Source organism: Novosphingobium sp. PhB55, assembly GCF_004368805.1.
Taxonomy (GTDB): Bacteria; Pseudomonadota; Alphaproteobacteria; order Sphingomonadales; family Sphingomonadaceae; genus Novosphingobium.
Genome location: NZ_SODQ01000001.1, coordinates 282,262 through 299,741 on the forward strand (window position 1 = coordinate 282,262; position 17,480 = coordinate 299,741).

Below are 17,480 nucleotides of genomic sequence, written 5' to 3' on the forward strand. Positions count from 1 at the left end.
GATACAGGGTATACGGGACGGATGATCGACAACGCTGTTCATCCGGCCGACGACCAGACCGCGGAGGCTTTGCTCCGTGCGGACCTGGCGCGCGGCGATGCCATGGCCGACAGCGTGCTGCCGATACTGCAGTACTTGCTCGCGGCCGAGGACAGTGCGCTTTTCAGCGACGAAATTCTTGCGCGCGTGCGCGGCGTGCTGGCGGATCTGGCGCGCCAGATCGTCGAGCCGCTTCACCTGGGCGGTGCGGATTCCGGCTCGCTTGTCGAAGACGTCGAAGACATGGCACGCGTCTTCATGGCGGATCCGCTGCTTCTGTCCCACGTCCACGCCATGGCCCTGGAATGGCAGATGACCGAGCGGTTGCAGACGCGCCTGGCGCTGGATCCTGTCGTTCCCCCGCTCGTCCAGGCAATGCTCGCCTCGGCTGAAGGTGCCACGCACGCCTTGGCCGTGACCTGGCTCGCGTCGCAGGCGCGTTGGTGCCAGGCGCAGCGGCGCATGAGCCTGCCCTTGTCCGAACTGCCGGGAGATCTGCTCCACCGCCTGATCCTCGCCGTGCGCAGCGCGATGGCGGCGCGGCCCATCATGGGCGAACGCCTCGTGCTGGTGGAAGCCGCTATCCGCCGCAGCTATGACGAAGGTGCCACCCGCCTGGGCCTGGCCTCGCGTTTGCTGACCGGGCTTGGCGGCGCCTTCCATATCGCCCTTTCCGTGAGTCACGCGGGCGCGGCGCTGTTCTTCACGGCGCTTGCGGCGGGCTCCGGCCTGCGGCGTGAGGCGGCGGTGCTCGCAACCCATGAGGCGCAACTGGCCAGGCTGGCGCTGGCCCTGCGGGCGGCCGGACTGAAGGCGGCGGACATCGAAAAGCAGTTCCTTGCCATTCATCCCGAAGCGATGCTGCCCGAAGGCTTCGAGAGGTTGGGCGCGGACGTGGCGGCTTCGATCCTGGCCAGCGGACGGCAGGGCGGCTGATGCTGATGGAAGGTACCATTCTTGCCCGCGCAGTCAGCGACGCGCAGGACAGGCTGCTCGAAGCGGACGAACCGCTGGCGGGACTTCAGGAGCGCTGCGGCGGCGAACTGCCCGGCACCATCGCCATTCCCGAATTGCTCGAACTGGTCCGCAAGGCCCGGCGTTACGGCTTCCGCCTTGCGCGCGCCGTCACCGCCCATGATGGCGGGGACGTGATCACGGCCTGGGTCGAAGTGGAACCGCAGGGTCTGAACGAAGGATGCCAGATCGTCGTCCGCAACTGGCAGGCCGCTCCCGCGCCCGTCGAGGATGCGGCTTCGGTGGAGCGGCGGCGCACGATGATCGACCGGCACCTTGCCGAGTTGAGCGCCCAGCTTGATGCCGATCAGCGCGTGCTCACGGTCCTGTCGGACAGCCCGGAACTGGCCGGGGTCGCGGCGGCGATGGAGGCCGGTTTCGGCGGCCACTGGACCGAGTTCCTGCCGCCCGAGAAAGTCACTCACAAGCAGCCGCTGCACTGGCGCCTGCTCGACGGATCGCGCGTGGTCGTTTCGGGATCGCGCCGGTCGTGGCGGGTTTCGCTCGTTCCGCACATGCGACCCGGTTTCGATCCGGCGGGCTTCGAGCTTCTGCTGGTGTCGGACACGCCCGGCACTTCGGCCGCAGCCGTTCGCGAACCCATGGAGCCGATGCTTCGCCGCAGCCTCGTCGGACACGATCTGGCGCCGGTGCTGCGTCAGCCGATCTCGCGGATCATCGCCAATGCCGAGACGATCCGCACGCGGCTCGCCGGACCGCTGCCGGACGCCTACGCGGAGTATGCGGGCGAAATCGCCGGCGCTGGCAAACTGCTTCTGGGATTGCTGGAAGATCTCGCCGATCTCGAAGTGGTCGAGACGGAAGGCTTCAGCACGGCGCCGGACCGGGTAGACCTATCGGAGCTGGCCCGGCAGGCCGCCGGCATCCTGAATGTCCGCGCTCAGGAAAAAGGCATCGTCATAGAGGCGCCGCATGGCTCGGAAGTCCTGCCAGCGGTGGCGGAATATCGCCGCGTTCTGCAGGTTCTGCTGAACCTTATCGGCAATGCCATTCGCTACTCGCCGGAGCGCTCGCACATCTGGATCCGCCTCGAAGCGCTGGGCGATCGCGCCCGGATCATCGTGGCGGACCAGGGACCGGGGCTGTCGCAAGAGCAGCAGGGCAAGATCTTCGACAAGTTCGAACGGCTCGGTCGCAGCGGGGACGGTGGTTCCGGCCTCGGCCTCTACATTTCGCGCAGCCTGGCGCGGGCTATGGGCGGCGATCTGCTGGTGGACAGCGCACCGGGGCAGGGCGCACGCTTCATTCTCGAAGTGCCCGCCGACCTTCCGGGCTGATCAGCGGCGCCTGTTCACAGGCGTCTCCTTCACAGGCGCTCCCTTCACAAGCGGTGATCGTTGGCATCCTTGCCGCGACGCGCCAGCCACAGCAGGATGACGCCCACCGCCGCCATGACCGCGCCGCGCACGGCCCAGGAGCGGTCATCCAGCATCATGCTGTCGCTCGGCCACGAGATGATCCCCGTGCCTTGGCCGACCCAGAGCAGGCCCACGACGATGCCGAACAGTCCTATGACAAAGGCAAGAAGCCTGAGGAATGACATTACAATTCCTCCTGTTTTATCTTGTGAGAATGCCGGGTTTGCGCGGCTATCTTAGGGCGTGAAACGGGAAAGCTCCGGTAACCGCGGTCACGTTCTTGGTGCCCGGCAAGTCGGTGGACCGGCATCGATCCGAGCTTCGGCCGGGGGCGAGCACGCGTTTGACCCATGCCTTCGGCTTCTACAGCCCCGGTTCGTGGATCTCGAGCCGGGAAAACCCCCGCCAAGCTCAGGAAAAACATGGAATCCGGCCGGAAAGCACTGAGGATCATCTGCTAACGCCCCCGTAGCCAATGCTTTGTTGCTGCCCTGAAAGCTATCGCTTGGCCTCTCTCATATCAAGCACTTGTACATAGCGGCCTTAACCAGGTGCCGCGCCGGCGGGCTGCCTGAATGCGCGCGCACAAAAAGAAAGGCCCCCGCTTGCGCGAGGGCCCTTCTGCTATCGGTGCACTGCCTTGGTCGCTCTTGCGAGCAACGGGCTCAGCGCTGGCCGATCGGCACGAAATCGCGCTGCGTCGGGCCGGTGTAGAGCTGACGCGGGCGGCCGATCTTCTGGCCGGGATCGGAGATCATTTCGTTCCATTGCGCCACCCAGCCCACGGTGCGGGCGAGGGCGAAGAGCGCCGTGAACATCGTGGTCGGGAAGCCGATGGCCGAGAGAATGATGCCCGAGTAGAAGTCGACGTTCGGGAACAGCTTCTTCTCGACGAAGTACGGATCGTTGAGCGCGATTTCCTCGAGGCGCAGGGCAGTCTCGAAGAGCGGGTCGGTAACCTTCAGCGCGTCGAACACCTCGCGAACGGTCTTCTGCATGACCGTGGCGCGGGGATCGTAGTTCTTGTAGACGCGGTGACCGAAGCCCATCAGGCGGAACGGATCGTTCTTGTCCTTCGCACGCTCGATGTAGTGCGGGATCTTGTCCGGCGTGCCGATTTCCTTGAGCATGTTGAGCGCGGCTTCGTTGGCGCCGCCATGCGCAGGACCCCAGAGGCAGGCGATACCGGCCGCGATGCATGCGAACGGGTTGGCGCCCGACGAACCGGCAAGACGCACGGTCGAGGTCGAGGCGTTCTGCTCGTGGTCGGCGTGCAGGATGAAGATGCGGTCCATGGCCTTTTCGACGGCCGGGATCACTTCATACTCTTCCGCAGGCACGCCGAAGGTCATGCGCAGGAAGTTGCCGGTGTAGCTCAGCTTGTTGTCAGGATAGACGAAGGGCTGGCCGACCGAGTACTTGTAGGCCGCTGCCGCAATCGTCGGCATCTTGGCGATCAGGCGGTGCGAGCTGATCTTGCGGTGCTCGGGGTCCGAGATGTCGGTCGAGTCGTGATAGAACGCCGAGAGCGCGCCGACGACGCCGCACATGATCGCCATCGGGTGGGCGTCACGGCGGAAGCCGCGGTAGAAGTTCGCCAGCTGCTCGTGGAGCATCGTGTGGCGCGTGATGGTGTTTTCGAAGGTTGCCAGTTCGTCGGCGCTCGGCAGTTCGCCATTGAGCAGCAAGTAGCTGGTTTCCATGAACGACGAATTTTCAGCCAGCTGGCCAATCGGGTAGCCGCGATGGAGCAGCACGCCTTCGTCGCCGTCGATATAGGTCAGCGCGCTTTCGCAGCTGGCCGTCGACGTGAAGCCGGGATCGTACGTGAACTTGCCCGTCTGGGCGTAGAGCTTGCGGATATCGATGACATCCGGGCCGACACTGCCCTTCAGTACGGGGTAGTCGAATTCCGTGCCACCAGCATTCAGTTTGACCTGATCACCCACCAGTTCTTACTCCTTATATGTGCGACCCGGTCGCGGCGTCCGCCTGCGCGCCAATGCGTGCGAGGCTTTCGTCCCGGCCGAGCAGAACCAATACGTCGAAAATACCCGGAGAGGTCGTTTGACCAGTCAGGGCCGCCCGCAAGGGTTGCGCGAGCTTGCCGAGGCCCAATCCCAGATCCTCGGCCATTGCCTTCAGGTTGGCTTCCAGTGCCTCCAGGAGCCATTCGGGCTCGCTGGAAAGACGCTCGTGAATGGCGGCAAGGCGCCCCCGCGCCTCGTCCGTCAACAGCGCCTGCGCCTTCTCGCTGAACGCGAGCGGACGCTTGGCAAACAGGAAGGCCGCGCCTTCTGCAAGTTCGTTGAGGTCCTTTGCACGGACCTTCAGTACCGGCATCGCCTGCGCAAGCAGGGCAAGGTCGGTGTGTTCGTAGCCGGCCTGGACCAGGCGCGGCAGGACCAGTTCCGCCAGGCGGGCGTCATTCGCCTCACGCAAGTAGTGGCCATTGAGATTCTGCAGCTTCGCGAGATCGAAGCGCGAGGGCGACTTGCCGACGTCGGCCATGTCGAACCACTTCACGGCCTGTTCGCGGCTGATGAATTCTTCATCGCCGTGGCCCCAGCCAAGGCGCAGCAGATAGTTGAACAGCGCTTCCGGCAGGACGCCCATCTCGTCGCGGTAGGCATCGACGCCAAGAGCGCCGTGACGCTTGGAAAGCTTGGCGCCGTCCGAACCGTGGATCAGCGGCACATGGCCGTAGACCGGCACTTCCCAGCCCATGCCGTGAATGATCACGAGCTGGCGGAAGGCGTTGTTGAGGTGGTCGTCACCGCGCAGGACATGGGTAACGCCCATGTCGTTATCGTCCACGACGACGGCCAGCATGTAGGTCGGCGTACCGTCGGAGCGCAGGATGACGAAATCGTCGATTTCCTCGTTCCGAACGGTGACTTCGCCCTGGACCAGATCGGTGATCGTGGTCTCGCCGTCACGCGGCGCCTTGACGCGCACGACGTAGGACTTGTCGGCGGGCCAAGTCGAGGGATCGGCATCGCGCCATTCGCTGTCGATGCGGAACGGGCGGCGTTCTTCCTGCGCCTTCTGGCGGCGTTCGGCGAGTTCCTCGGTCGTGAGGTAGCAGCGATAGGCATGGCCGTTAGCCAACAGATCGGCGGCCACTTCAGCATGGCGGTCCGAACGGGCGAACTGGAACACCGCCGGTTCGTCGCCATCGAGGCCGAGCCAGGTCAGTCCGTCGAAGATCGCCTCGATCGCCGGCTCGGTCGAGCGCGCGCGGTCGGTGTCCTCGATGCGAAGCAGATACTTGCCGCCGTGGTGACGGGCGAAAAGCCAGTTGAAGAGAGCGGTACGAGCGCCTCCGATATGGAGATAACCCGTGGGCGAGGGGGCAAAGCGCGTGACGACGGCCTTGCTTGCCGCCGCTCCGCTCGATGCACTGCCGCTTGCCATTCTAATAACCTTCCTGTCCTATGCTCGCCATGGCCAGCCACGCCGCCACGACGGTTGATTTCGAGCGTCCGGTTTTAGCCGGAGGCGCTGCATTGCAGCATCGCCCATGGATCAGCAAGAGCCACTTGTCGAGCGGTTTGGCGGGTGTCGAGTGTTTTCTTTCGAACTGCAGTTTCACCAGAGCGCCGTGGCTGGCCGTGGCCTTTGGAACTGGCGCAATTGCTTGGTTTTTCCTGTCGTCTGCAGCGACATGGGCAGCCCTTTGCGTAGTATGCGTCGCGATTGCATTATTCGCATTGAACTGGCACGTGGGATCGGCTCGGTTTCCTTATATCAGACAGGCGATCCTTTCGCTATCGCTGGTCGTCCTGGCAGGGTGCCTGTCGATCTGGACCCGGTCGGAAATCGTCGGGCAACCGGCCATAGAGCGGACCATGTCGGGCATCTTCACGGCCCGGGTCCTGTCGCTCGAAGAGCAGCCGGCGCTGCAGCGGGATCGGCTGACACTGGCGTTGCGAGAGCCACGAAGCGGGCGGTCCATCAAGGTCAGGGTCAACCTGCCGACCGCGCTGCGGGAACAGCCGCTGAGCACCGGTGCGGTCATTCGGTTCCGGGGCCGGCTTACCCCTCCGGCATCACCCATGTTCCCTGGTGGATACGATTTTGCGCGCGCGGCCTGGTTTTCGGGCCTGTCGGCCACGGGCTCGATTACATCGCCGGTCGAAGTGATATCGCTCGGGCGTGGAGGCGATTGGCTCGCCGACCAGCGTGCCGCGTTGTCCCGTCATATAACGACGCATCTCGCGGGGTCGCCGGGCGGTATCGCGGCAGCGCTGACGACCGGAGACATGGGCGCGATCGGCCAGGGTGATGCCCAGGCCATGCGCGATGCGGGCCTGGCTCACCTTCTGTCGATCAGCGGACTTCACGTGAGTGCCGTGATCGGCTGCGTCTATTTCGTCGTATTGCGCCTTCTGGCCCTTTTCCCGGCACTGGCCCTGAGGGTCCGCCTGCCGATATTGGCCGCAACATGCGGTGCGGCCGCGGGGCTGGGTTACACGCTGCTGAGCGGCTCGCAGGTGCCTACCATGCGGGCTTTCCTGGGCGCTCTGCTCGTTCTCGCTGCCATGGCATGGGGCCGTGAAGCGCTGTCCATGCGCTTGCTGGCGGTGGCGGCTGTCATCGTGCTGGTCATCTGGCCCGAGTCGGTCGTCGGTCCCAGCTTCCAGATGAGCTTCGCGGCGGTGATGGTACTGGTGGCACTCGGCAATGCAGAGCCGCTGAAGCGCTGGTTGGCACCCCGGGAAGAGGCCTGGCCGTTCAAGGCCGTGCGCAACCTCACGATGATCCTGATCACCGGCATTGCGATCGAATTTGCGTTGATGCCCATCGCCCTGTTCCATTTCCATCGTGCCGGCCTCTATGGTTCTGTCGCCAATGTGATCGCGATCCCTTTGACGACGCTGGTCATCATGCCTTTCGTCGCCCTGGCGCTGCTGCTCGATGTGGTTGGGCTTGGAGGTCCGGTGTGGTGGCTGGCGAACCACGCTATCGACGCCCTGCTGGCCATCGCCCGCTTCATAGCCGCGGAACCGCGAGCCGTTCGGGTGATGCCCACGATGAGTGGGTGGCATTTTGCGTTGTTTGTTGCTGGAGGGCTCTGGCTGGGCCTTTGGGACAGTCGCATCCGGCTATGGGGGATTTTGCCTATAGCTGCCGGTTTCTTCGGCTTGATGCTCATTCCGGTTCCGGACATCATGGTTTCGGGCGATGGCCGCCATGTGGGCTGGATCGATCCCGAGAGCCATCGGCTCGTGATGCTCCGCGCCGGTTCCGGCGATTTCGCCCTGGACAACCTCATGGAAGTTGCCGGGACGCGAGAGGTCCCGATCAATGCGCAGACGGCGCCCGGAACGCGATGCAACGCGGACTTCTGCGCCGTCGAGCTACGTCACGGCGTGGAGGCTCGGCATGTGTTGATCGCGCGGGGGAGGGCCATCGTCCCCGAGATGCAACTGTCCGAGGCGTGCGGGTGGGCCGACGTGGTGATTGCCGAGCGCCGCTTGCCGAGGACCTGCCGACCGAAGTGGCTCAAAGTTGATCGCCAGATGCTGGATCGAACGGGCGGGCTGACTATCGATCTTGCAAGCCGCAGTGTGACGACCGTGGCGGAGGGGCAAGGAAATCATGGCTGGTGGAAACCCGCTGCGCCGGCCATGGTCGAACGCAAGGGATGGTATTAGCGACCGCTGGCCTCAGGAGGGCGAACAGGGCGCCCTCCTGAGATGGATCAATGATAGCGGCGCAGCAGGCCTGCCAGCTTGCCCTGGACTTCTACTTCGTCAGGTCCGTAGATCTGCGGTTCGTAAGCGGCGTTCGCGGGATCGAGGCGCACCATGCCATCTTCCCGGCGCAGATACTTGAGCGTCGCTTCCTCGCCCCGGACAAGGGCGACGACGATCTCGCCATCCCTGGCCGTGGTGGTCCGCTTTACGAGTGCGAAATCTCCGTCGAGAATGCCGGCATCGACCATCGAGTCGCCCGAGACTTCCAGCGCATAATGATCGCCTGCACCGAGCAGGGCCGCAGGCACCGGCAGCGAGGACTGGCCTTCCAGGGCCTCGATCGGCACGCCCGCGGCGATACGACCATGTAGGGGGATTTCGATCACATCGTTGGCTGGCCTGGCTACCGCCGCCGGACGGGAAGGTGCGGCGTTGCCGCCACGCGCCGCCGATACCGCAGCCGCGGCCTTGGCCGGCTTGCTCGTGGCATCTTCGGGCTGGCGGAGCACTTCGAGAGCGCGGGCACGGTTGGGAAGGCGGCGGATGAAGCCACGTTCCTCCAGCGCGGAAATCAATCGATGGACGCCCGACTTCGACTTGAGATCGAGCGCTTCCTTCATTTCCTCGAAGCTGGGGGAAATGCCGCTTTCTTCAAGCCGGACCTGGATGAACCGGAGCAATTCGTGCTGCTTGCGCGTCAACATCTGCTTAGCCTCATGTGTTCTGTGGCACTTGGCCTGAATCGCCCGACGAACCGGCCCCGGCTGACTTGATGTGTCGTTCAGGGAACTTGTCTGCGAACAATGAGGGAACAATTATGCAACGAATAGAGTATCGTCAAGCAATACCGCCATTTTGGAGCAAGAACACCTGAACCGGATCACCGCGATCAGCGGCGAGGGCATGCGCCGACCGGTCGATCAGGACATTGCTGGCGGCAAGTGAGGACAAGGCGCCGCTATCCTGTAGCGAGAGGGCATGGACCGCCTCACCGTCCCAAGATCCCCGCAGGAATTCGCGGCGCGCACCCACCGTATTCAAAGGTGCCGAAAGCCTGGTGGCAATCGCGCGGGGTAAGGGCTGCGAAGCGCCCAGAAATGCGCGCAGTACGGGAAGAACGAAGAAATATGCAGTTACCAGGCTGGACACGGGATTGCCGGGAAGCCCGATCACCAGTTGACGACGCCCTGCCGTCTGCCGTGTCGCGACCATGAGCGGTTTGCCGGGTTTGATAGCGACGCGCCAGAAGTCGATTTCCGCGCCCCATTTTTCCAGTGCCGGCCGAAGAAGGTCGTGATCGCCCACTGACGCTCCCCCGCTCGTCACGATCACGTCGGCATCGGCGGCCGCGTCGAAGGCGGCGACCAGAGCGTCCAGATCGTCGGGGATTGGTCCATTTCGATTTGCATCGACGGGGACGCTACGCGCAAGAGCGGTCAGCATGGCGCCGTTGCTGGCGGGTATCTGATGGGCTGCGCAGCATTCGGGATCGCCGGACAATTCATCGCCGCTATCGATCACGGTGAGCCGGGGGCGGCGGCGGACGGCGAGATGTCGGTGGCCCGCCGAAATGGCAAGACCGGCCTGGGCCGGTCCGATCAGTGCCCCGGCGGCGAGCAGCGGCGCTCCATCGGCGAAATCCATGCCGCGGAAGCGGACGTGCTTGTGGCCTGGTGAGGGCGCCTCTCCCGTGAGGGCAAGGCGATCGCCGTTCCGGTCGACATCCTCCTGCAGGATCACGGCCCGCGCATTGTCGGGCAACAGGGCGCCGGTGGAGATCCGCACGGCTTGGCCCGGATCGACGGCTGCACCGAAAGGCCGTCCTGCCGCGCTTTCACCGATCACCTGCCAGGGTCCGGACAAGTCCCCTTCGCTTACGGCATAACCGTCCATGGCGGAGATATCGGCGGCGGGCTGGACCCGGCGTGCCAGCAACGGGGCTGCGAGATAGCGACCCAGCGCACTGTCGATGTCGACGTGTTCGATGGGCCGCGGCTCGACCAGCGCAAGCAGACGGGCCTGTGCCTCTTCCAGAGCGATCGGCGGGATCATCGCGGCGATGTCTCGATCTTCCAGTCGCCCGATTTGCCCCCGCGCTTTTCGATCAGGCGAATGTCACCGATCACCATGCCCTTGTCGAGCGCCTTGGCCATGTCGTAAATTGTCAGCAGAGCAACGGAAACCGCTGTAATGGCTTCCATTTCCACCCCGGTTTTGCCGCTCAGCGATGCAGTGCCCACTGCCAGCACGGCGCTGTCCTCGAACGTGAAATCCAGGTTCACGGCGTCGAGCGTCAGCGGGTGGCACATCGGGATGAGGTCCGCCGTCTTCTTGGCGGCCATGATCCCCGCGATGCGCGCCGTTCCCAGCACGTCGCCTTTCGGTGCATTGCCGGCGCGGATCGCTTCCAGGGCCGAGGCGCTCATCGTGATCCGTCCGGACGCCACGGCGACCCTGCGGGTCGCGGCCTTGGCACCAACGTCGACCATGCGGGCCGAGCCTTCCGCATCGATGTGAGTAAGGGACTTGCTCAAGCGCGGGCTATCCTCAATCTGCGAAGAGGAGCTGGCGGGTTGCCGCTTGGACATCGGCCTGACGCATCAGGCTCTCGCCAACGAGGAAAGTACGGGCGCCGCAAGCCGACAGCCGTTCCAGATCGTCGTGAGTGTTGATGCCGCTTTCGCTCACGAGCAGGGTGCCGGCGGGTGCCAGCGGGGCGAGGCGTTCCGTCGTCGAAATATCGGTAGCGAACCGCTTGAGATCACGGTTGTTCACGCCAATGAGACGCGACTTGAGGCGGCTCGCCCGCTCCATCTCGTCTTCGTTGTGGACTTCGACCAGGCAGTCCATCCCGCGCTCACGCGCCGCAGCCTCGATTTCGGCCATAAGCACGTCGTCCAGCGCGGCGACGATGATCAGGATCGCGTCGGCGCCGATCGAGCGCGCCTCGGCGACCTGCCAGGGATCGATCATGAAATCCTTGCGGATCACCGGAAGCGAGCAGGCGGCCCGGGCCTCGACGAGGAAATCTTCATGGCCCTGGAAGTAAGGCGCGTCGGTCAGCACCGAGAGGCAGGCCGCACCGCCGCGTTCATAAGCGATGGCATGTTCGGTGGGGCGAAAATCCGGCCGGATCAAACCCTTGGAAGGCGAAGCTTTCTTGATCTCCGCGATCAAGGCGAATTCGGTCTCCGCCTTCCGGCGCAGGGCCGCCTCGAAGCCGCGGGGTGCGCTCTGTTCGCGGGACCGGGCATCCAGGTCATCCAGCGTCGCGAAACCCTTGCGCGTTTGCACTTCGATGCGCTTGGTGTCGCAGATCTCGGTAAGCTTGTCGGACATCGGTACCCTCGAAAACACGCAGCGCCTCAAGCCCGAAGCGCGGAAATCCAGCAATTGAGCAGAGCATTGGCCAAGCCCTTGTCGATAGCCTCGGCAGCCTCTTCCACGCCTTCCCGCCAGGTTTCGACCTCACCGGCAACGATGAGGGCGCCCGCGGCATTGAGCAGGACGGCATCGCGATAGGCGCCATGCTCGCCGAGCAGCAGTCGCCGGAGGGCATCGGCATTATGCGCGGCATCGCCGCCCCGTATCGCCCCGACAGGAGAGATGGGCAGCCCTACATCCTCAGGCGAGACGCGGCGCATCGAAAGCTCGCCGTCTTTGATCTCGGCGACTTCGTTGCCGCCGGCGAGGCTGAGTTCGTCCAGCCCCTCGTCGCCGGAAATGACGAAAGAATGCGTGCTGCCCAGGTGCATCAATGCCTCGGCATAGATCGGCACATAGGCTGGTCGGGCAATGCCGACGAGCTGGCGCGTGACGTTTGCAGGGTTTGCCAGCGGCCCCATCAGGTTGAAGATCGTACGGCGGCCGATGGCCTTGCGGATCGGCATGATCCGTCCCATCGCGGGGTGATGCCGGGCGGCGAAGAGGAAGCAGATGCCGAGGTCGCCGAGCGTTTCCTCAGCCGTTTCCGCGGCGCGGTCGAGGTTGAGCCCCAGCGCTTCGAGCGTATCGGCTGCGCCGGCCTTGGAACTGGCGGCGCGGTTGCCGTGCTTGGCGACGGGCACGCCGCAGGCGGCAACCACCAGCGATACCGCGGTCGAGACATTGAGCGTGTGATGGCCGTCACCGCCCGTGCCGCAGACGTCGATGGCGTTGGCGGGCGCCGAGATCGGGATCATGCGCGCGCGCATCGCCCGGGCAGCACCGGCGATTTCGCCTGAAGTCTCGCCTCGTTCGGTGAGGGCGATGAGGAAGCGGACGATCGAATCGTCATCGACATTGCCGTCGAGGATCAGCCCGAAAGCGTGCTCGGCTTCGGCTTCCTCGATGGGATGGAGCGGGTCGGGCAATGTCATCTGCAAGGTCACGCCGCGATCCGTGCGGGCAGCCGGGCGTCGATGCCGCAGAGCCTCAGGTAATTGGCCAGCATCGCATGGCCATGCTCGGTGGCGATGCTTTCCGGATGGAACTGGACGCCATGGATAGGCAGATCGGCATGGCGGAAGCCCATGACATGGCCATCGTCCGAGCGGGCGTTGACCTTGAGCGCCTCGGGAATGTTCTCGACGATCAGCGAGTGATAGCGGGTCGCCGTGAAAGGTGAGGGGATGCCTGCGAAAACGCCGGTATCGTCATGAGTCACCGGCGAGGTCTTGCCGTGCATCAGCCCGCCGCGAACCACTTTGCCGCCGAAGTACTGGCCGATTGACTGGTGGCCCAGGCAGACGCCGAGCAGGGGCTTTCCGGCATCGGTGGCGGCACCGACGAGGTCGAGGCTGATGCCTGCCTCGTTGGGCGTGCAGGGGCCAGGCGACAGCAGGAAACCCTGGGCGCCGCTGTCGATGGCCTGCGCGGCGGAGAGCGCGTCGTTACGGACGACTTCGACTTCGGCGCCAAGTTCCATCACGTAATGGACGAGGTTCCAGGTGAAGCTGTCGTAGTTGTCGATGACGAGGATCATTTAACGCCTTTCGTCGCTTTCTCGACGACGATCAAGGGGCCGAGCGGAGGTCCGCCGTCCACGCGCCCGTGCTCGGGGTCCCAGAGCGAGGATACGCTGCCGTCGAGAAACAGCGCATTGGGGCAATCGAGTTTGTCGCGGAACAGCCGGGCGAGCTTGCCGAAGGACACCGGCTCGTCCGAAATCACGAAATGCGCGCGGCCTTTCCGGTCGACGCCCACGGCATTGCGCAGCTTCCTCGATTCGCCGTCCGCGTCGATCTTGGGGTGAAGCTTGCCGCCGATCACCAGCATCGGTCCGGACTGCGTGCCGAAGTCGGGCCGGTTGGAGACGCTCTTGGCGAAATCGTCCGTGGCCCGGATCGCCCATTGTCCTTTCGCGTCGCCATAAAACACGCCGTTGGGCTGGAGGTGGAAATTACCCCAGCCCGCGTTGGTGTTGAGCTTGTGGCCCCGCTCGCCTTCCTCGACGAAATAACCGATGGGCTGTCCCTTGTCGTCGAACATGCCGCCGTTCATCGCGAAGGCCACCGCGTGCCGGCCGGAGGGGCGGCTAGCCGCCAGTTCCGACAGGCTGCGATAGGGCGCAGCGCCCTTGGGGCCGAGCACCATGTGGATCGAATGGCGCGCAGGATCGGCCAGGCAATGCGTGAAGCTTGCGCCTTCGAACGTCGCGCCTTCACAGGACGGAGGCGGTGGGGAAACCTTGGGCTCGGGGGCGGCGTCGGATGAGCAGGCGGCGACGAGGAGCGCGAAGGCGGCAATGCTGCCGGCGCGCGTCACCATCGGCAGGCTGCTGCCCCGGACTTGAGGCCGAAGTTCCGGAGACGCAGGTTCCGAAGCCCCGGGATCGGGAAGGCCTCTATGCCGGTCACTGCCCGAAACCCGGTTCACCGGCGACGCGAACCGCTTCGCGGGCCGCGGCAAAGAGCGCGCCGGACTTGGCCTCGCACTCGCGCTGCTCGTAGGCGGGGACGCTGTCGGCAACGATGCCGGCGCCGGCCTGAACGTGAAGGATGCCGTCTTTCAGCACGCCGGTGCGCAGCACGATGCAGGAATCGACCGAACCGTCCGGGGCGAAATAGCCGACGCCGCCGGCATAGGCGCCGCGCGTTTCCGGCTCCAGCTCGGCGATGACCTCGCAGGCGCGAACCTTGGGCGCCCCGGAAACGGTGCCTGCCGGGAAGCCTGCGAAGACGGCGTCGATGGCATCGTGTCTGGCCGTGTCGAGTTTGCCCACCACGTTCGAGACGATGTGCATGACGTGGCTGTAGCGTTCGATCGTGTAGCTGTCGGTCACTTCGACGGTGCCGGCAGCCGCCACGCGGCCGACGTCGTTGCGGCCGAGGTCGAGCAGCATGAGGTGCTCGGCCCGTTCCTTGGGATCGGCAAGCAGGCTGACTTCGTTGGCCTTGTCTTCCGAGGCCGTCTTGCCGCGCGGACGGGTGCCGGCGATGGGACGGATCGTCACTTCGCCCTCGCGGACGCGGACGAGGATTTCCGGGCTCGAGCCGATCAGCGCGAAGCCGGGCATGTCGAGGAAATAGAGGAAGGGCGACGGGTTCACGCGGCGCAGCGATCGATAGAGCGCCAGCGGAGGCAGGGTGAATTCGCAGGTGAAACGCTGCGCCAGCACGACCTGGAAGATGTCGCCCGCCTCGATGTAGTCCTTGGCCTTGAGAACCATGGCTTCGTAGTCGGACGCGGACATGACCGGGGTCTGGACGGGCTCGGGAAGATCGCTCGCGCTGGGCAGGACCGGGGCGGGCGCGGCCAGTTTGCGCAAGGCTTCGTCGATGCGCTCGGCGGCCAGTTCGACCAGGCGCTCCGGCGTGCCGGCTTCCGGCCAGAGCGGGGCGACGCAGAAGAGTTCGTCGCTCAGGCGGTCGAACACCAGTATCAGCGAAGGGCGCACGAACAGCATGTCGGGCAAGGCGAGCGCGCTTTGCGGCGCGCGCGGCAGCTTTTCGACAAGGCCGATGGTCTCGTAGCCGAAATAGCCGACAAGGCAGGCGAGGGCGGGCGGAAGCGCGGCAGGAACGTCGAAGCGGCAGCTTTCGACCAGCGCACGCAGTTCCACCAGCGTTTCGCCGGCCAGCGGCGCGAAAGCCTCGCGGTCGTTCTGCCAGTCGCGGTTGATCTCGCAGCCCTGGCCTTCGGCGCGGAACACCAGGTCGGGATCGAGGCCGATCAGGCTGTAGCGCCCGCGCGTCTCGCCGCCTTCGACCGATTCGAGCAGAAAGTCGCCGCGGCCTTCCTCGAAGAGCTTGAGCGCGACGGCGACCGGGGTTTCGGTATCGGCCACGAGCTTGCGCCAGAGCAGTGCCGGCTTGCCCTTGGAGAGCTGCGCCAATGCCGCAAGGCGATCCGATTCGCGTTCCATGACCCCGGTCTTCATCTGATTGGCCTTATTCGGCGCTGCCGGTGCCGGCGAGCTGGTCGCGCACGGCCTTGATGGCCTTGTCGTGCTTGGTCACGCCCACTTCCTTGCGGATCGCCTTGCCGAGCGCGTCGGTATAGGCCTGGCCCATCTGGCCGCCCAGCTCGCGCTGGGTGCCTTCGACGAGCTGGGGCGATTCGACCTTGCCGGGCACGACGTCCTTGAGGACGACGACGAACCAGCCGCGATCCTGTCCGGCCGACTGCACCTTCACGGTGCCCTTGGCCATGTGGAACATCAGCGAGACCGGCGGCGGCACCTGGCGGCCCGAGCGCAGCGCTGCAGTCAGCGTGGCGCGCGACATCGAGACCTGCTCGACGGGCAACTGCTTGCCTGCAGCGGCAACGGCCTGTTCGACGGTCTTGCCCTGGCGGATCTGCGTCTGGATCTGGAGCGCGGCGGCCTTGGCAGCAGCCCCGCCCCTGTCGAGCGCCCAGGCGGCCTTCACGTCGCCGACGATCTCCTTGTAGGGAGCCGGCGCGGAAGGCGTGATGTCGGTGACGTCGTAGACGATGAAGTTGCGCTCGGCCGCGACCTGGTTGCCGTCCTTGCCGACTTGCGCGGTCTGCGGCTTTTCCTGGTCCATGCCGAAGGCGGTCTTCAGCACCGGCTGCAGCAGGGCAGGCGCGGTCTCACCGGGCTTGCCGTAGATCTGGCCGTTTGCGGTGACCGGTGCGGTCGTCTCGACAGTGGCGCCAAGCGACTTGGCGACTTCGACGAGGCTGGCGCCATTGGCGAACTCGTCCTCGATCTTGGCGAGCAGGTCGGTGAAAGCGGCCTGCTTCTTTTCGGTGCTCAGCTTGGCGGCGATCTCGTCCTTGACGGCGGCGAGGGGGCGCTCCGGCTTCTTCTGCTCGCCCTCGACGCGGATCAGGTGCCAGCCGAGAGCGCTTTTCTGCGGCGCCGTGAGCTTGCCGACAGGGGCTGCAAACACGGCGTTGGCAACGGCCGGCGAGAACTGGCTGGAGAGCTGGTCCTTGCTGAAGAACTCGAGCTTGGCGGCGGAAAGGCCCTTTTCCTGGGCAGCGGCTTCGAGCGTCTTGCCGCCCGCGACTTCGGCGGCGACGGCCTTGGCCGCGGCTTCGGTCGGAACGATCAGCTGGGTGATCTTGCGATTGTCCTGCGCGGCGTAGATCGACTTGTCCGCCTGGTACCGCTTGGCGATATCCGCGTCCGTGGGAGCGGGGATCGCCTTGACCGCGTCCTCGCCGAAGGTGGCATAGCGGATCACGCGGCGTTCGGGACGGATGAAGGCGTTGGTGTGGCTCTTGTAGAAGGCCTGGAGATCGGCGTCGTTCGGCTCTTTCGCAGGGAAGAACAGCTGCGAGGGAAGGGCGACGACCGAACCGGCGCGGTTCTCGTCGAGCAGGGCCGCATAGCGCTTGGCCGCGAACGTCGACATCGAGGTGCCGAACTGGGCGGGCAGCATGAGCTGCTGCGCGATCAGGCCCTGCGCGATGTCTTCGCGAAGCGACTTTTCCGAAAGACCCTGCTGGCCGAGAAGCTGGCGGAAGGTTGCCTGGTCGAACTTGCCATCCACGCCCTGGAAGGCGGGAATGCGGGCGATCTCGCTGTCGATCAGGCGGTCGCCGGCGACGACGCCGATCTTCTTGCCGAAGAACGCGGTCGCGGTGCGATCGATCAGTTCGTCGAGAACCTGCTCAAGGCCGCCCTGGGCGATGAGGACCTTCATGGTCATCGTCGGATCCTGGGCCTGCACCCGCGAAAGCGCGGACTTGGCGGCCAGGCCCAGTTCGTTCTCCTCGACCTCGTCCTTGCCGACAGTGGCAACGGACTTGCCCGCGGTGATCCCGGTGGAATCGCCCAGGCCGGTCAGGTCGCCGCCGACGAAGGCCAGCGTGATGAGCACCAGCACCGCCAGGGCAATGCCGGCACCGATCTTGGACTTCAGGAGGTTTCGGAAGAGTGAGAGCATGTACCGTG

The 17,480-nt window shown here is 65.1% G+C and carries 15 protein-coding genes; 3 read left to right on the forward strand and 12 right to left on the reverse strand.

Translation table 11 applies throughout. The features are described 5' to 3' along the window. The first annotated feature begins 21 nt into the window (after positions 1-21). Positions 22-975 carry a hypothetical protein gene (locus EDF57_RS01370; protein WP_134092839.1) on the forward strand — a complete coding sequence of 318 codons (954 nt, stop codon included), beginning with the start codon at positions 22-24 and terminating at the stop codon, positions 973-975. Then, entirely contained in the window at positions 975-2,351 is a 1,377-nt protein-coding gene (locus tag EDF57_RS01375) for a sensor histidine kinase (protein ID WP_134092840.1), read from the forward strand. The genes EDF57_RS01370 and EDF57_RS01375 overlap by 1 nt, the downstream gene beginning before the upstream one ends. A gap of 44 nt (positions 2,352-2,395) precedes the next feature. Here EDF57_RS01375 and EDF57_RS01380 read toward each other — a convergent pair whose 3' ends face one another. From EDF57_RS01380 to gltX, 3 genes are all read right to left on the reverse strand, one after another. Continuing rightward, positions 2,396-2,617: a hypothetical protein gene (locus EDF57_RS01380; protein WP_132262599.1), complete on the reverse strand. Its 222-nt coding sequence runs from the start codon at positions 2,615-2,617 to the stop codon at positions 2,396-2,398. A 480-nt stretch (positions 2,618-3,097) separates the two neighbouring features. Next, positions 3,098-4,381 (reverse strand): citrate synthase, encoded by a 1,284-nt coding sequence (locus tag EDF57_RS01385; protein WP_134092841.1) that lies wholly within the window; start codon positions 4,379-4,381, stop codon positions 3,098-3,100. Positions 4,382-4,394: 13 nt separating this feature from the next. After that, positions 4,395-5,849: a glutamate--tRNA ligase gene (gene gltX, locus EDF57_RS01390; protein WP_132262603.1), complete on the reverse strand. Its 1,455-nt coding sequence runs from the start codon at positions 5,847-5,849 to the stop codon at positions 4,395-4,397. A gap of 29 nt (positions 5,850-5,878) precedes the next feature. Here gltX and EDF57_RS01395 point away from each other — a divergent pair, with 29 nt between their 5' ends. Next, entirely contained in the window at positions 5,879-8,092 is a 2,214-nt protein-coding gene (locus EDF57_RS01395) for a ComEC/Rec2 family competence protein (protein WP_134092842.1), read from the forward strand. Between the two features lie 47 nt (positions 8,093-8,139). Here the strand turns inward: EDF57_RS01395 and lexA are convergent, their stop codons facing one another. The 9 genes from lexA to EDF57_RS01440 all read right to left on the reverse strand — a co-directional run bounded on the left by lexA (position 8,140) and on the right by EDF57_RS01440 (position 17,472). Then, positions 8,140-8,838: a transcriptional repressor LexA gene (lexA, locus tag EDF57_RS01400; RefSeq protein WP_132262606.1), complete on the reverse strand. Its 699-nt coding sequence runs from the start codon at positions 8,836-8,838 to the stop codon at positions 8,140-8,142. A 133-nt stretch (positions 8,839-8,971) separates the two neighbouring features. After that, complete coding sequence (locus EDF57_RS01405; RefSeq protein WP_134092843.1) at positions 8,972-10,186, reverse strand: molybdopterin molybdotransferase MoeA; 1,215 nt, start codon at positions 10,184-10,186, stop codon at positions 8,972-8,974. Next, a complete protein-coding gene (gene moaC / locus EDF57_RS01410) occupies positions 10,183-10,668 on the reverse strand; it encodes a cyclic pyranopterin monophosphate synthase MoaC (RefSeq protein WP_134092844.1) in 486 nt (161 codons plus the stop codon). The genes EDF57_RS01405 and moaC overlap by 4 nt, the downstream gene beginning before the upstream one ends. Positions 10,669-10,681: 13 nt before the next feature. Continuing rightward, positions 10,682-11,473, reverse strand: coding sequence for an indole-3-glycerol phosphate synthase TrpC (trpC, locus tag EDF57_RS01415; protein ID WP_134092845.1), 792 nt, complete (start codon positions 11,471-11,473; stop codon positions 10,682-10,684). Between the two features lie 26 nt (positions 11,474-11,499). Then, on the reverse strand, positions 11,500-12,492 hold the full coding sequence (trpD, locus tag EDF57_RS01420; RefSeq protein ID WP_134093245.1) for an anthranilate phosphoribosyltransferase: 993 nt from the start codon (positions 12,490-12,492) through the stop codon (positions 11,500-11,502). Between the two features lie 8 nt (positions 12,493-12,500). Next, a complete protein-coding gene (locus EDF57_RS01425) occupies positions 12,501-13,097 on the reverse strand; it encodes an aminodeoxychorismate/anthranilate synthase component II (protein ID WP_134092846.1) in 597 nt (198 codons plus the stop codon). Further along, complete coding sequence (locus tag EDF57_RS01430; RefSeq protein ID WP_134092847.1) at positions 13,094-13,882, reverse strand: phosphodiester glycosidase family protein; 789 nt, start codon at positions 13,880-13,882, stop codon at positions 13,094-13,096. Before EDF57_RS01430 ends, EDF57_RS01425 begins: the two co-directional genes overlap by 4 nt. Positions 13,883-13,967: 85 nt before the next feature. Then, complete coding sequence (locus EDF57_RS01435) at positions 13,968-15,479, reverse strand: chorismate-binding protein (RefSeq protein ID WP_134092848.1); 1,512 nt, start codon at positions 15,477-15,479, stop codon at positions 13,968-13,970. A gap of 25 nt (positions 15,480-15,504) precedes the next feature. After that, positions 15,505-17,472 (reverse strand): peptidylprolyl isomerase, encoded by a 1,968-nt coding sequence (locus EDF57_RS01440; RefSeq protein WP_134092849.1) that lies wholly within the window; start codon positions 17,470-17,472, stop codon positions 15,505-15,507. Positions 17,473-17,480 lie beyond the last annotated feature (8 nt).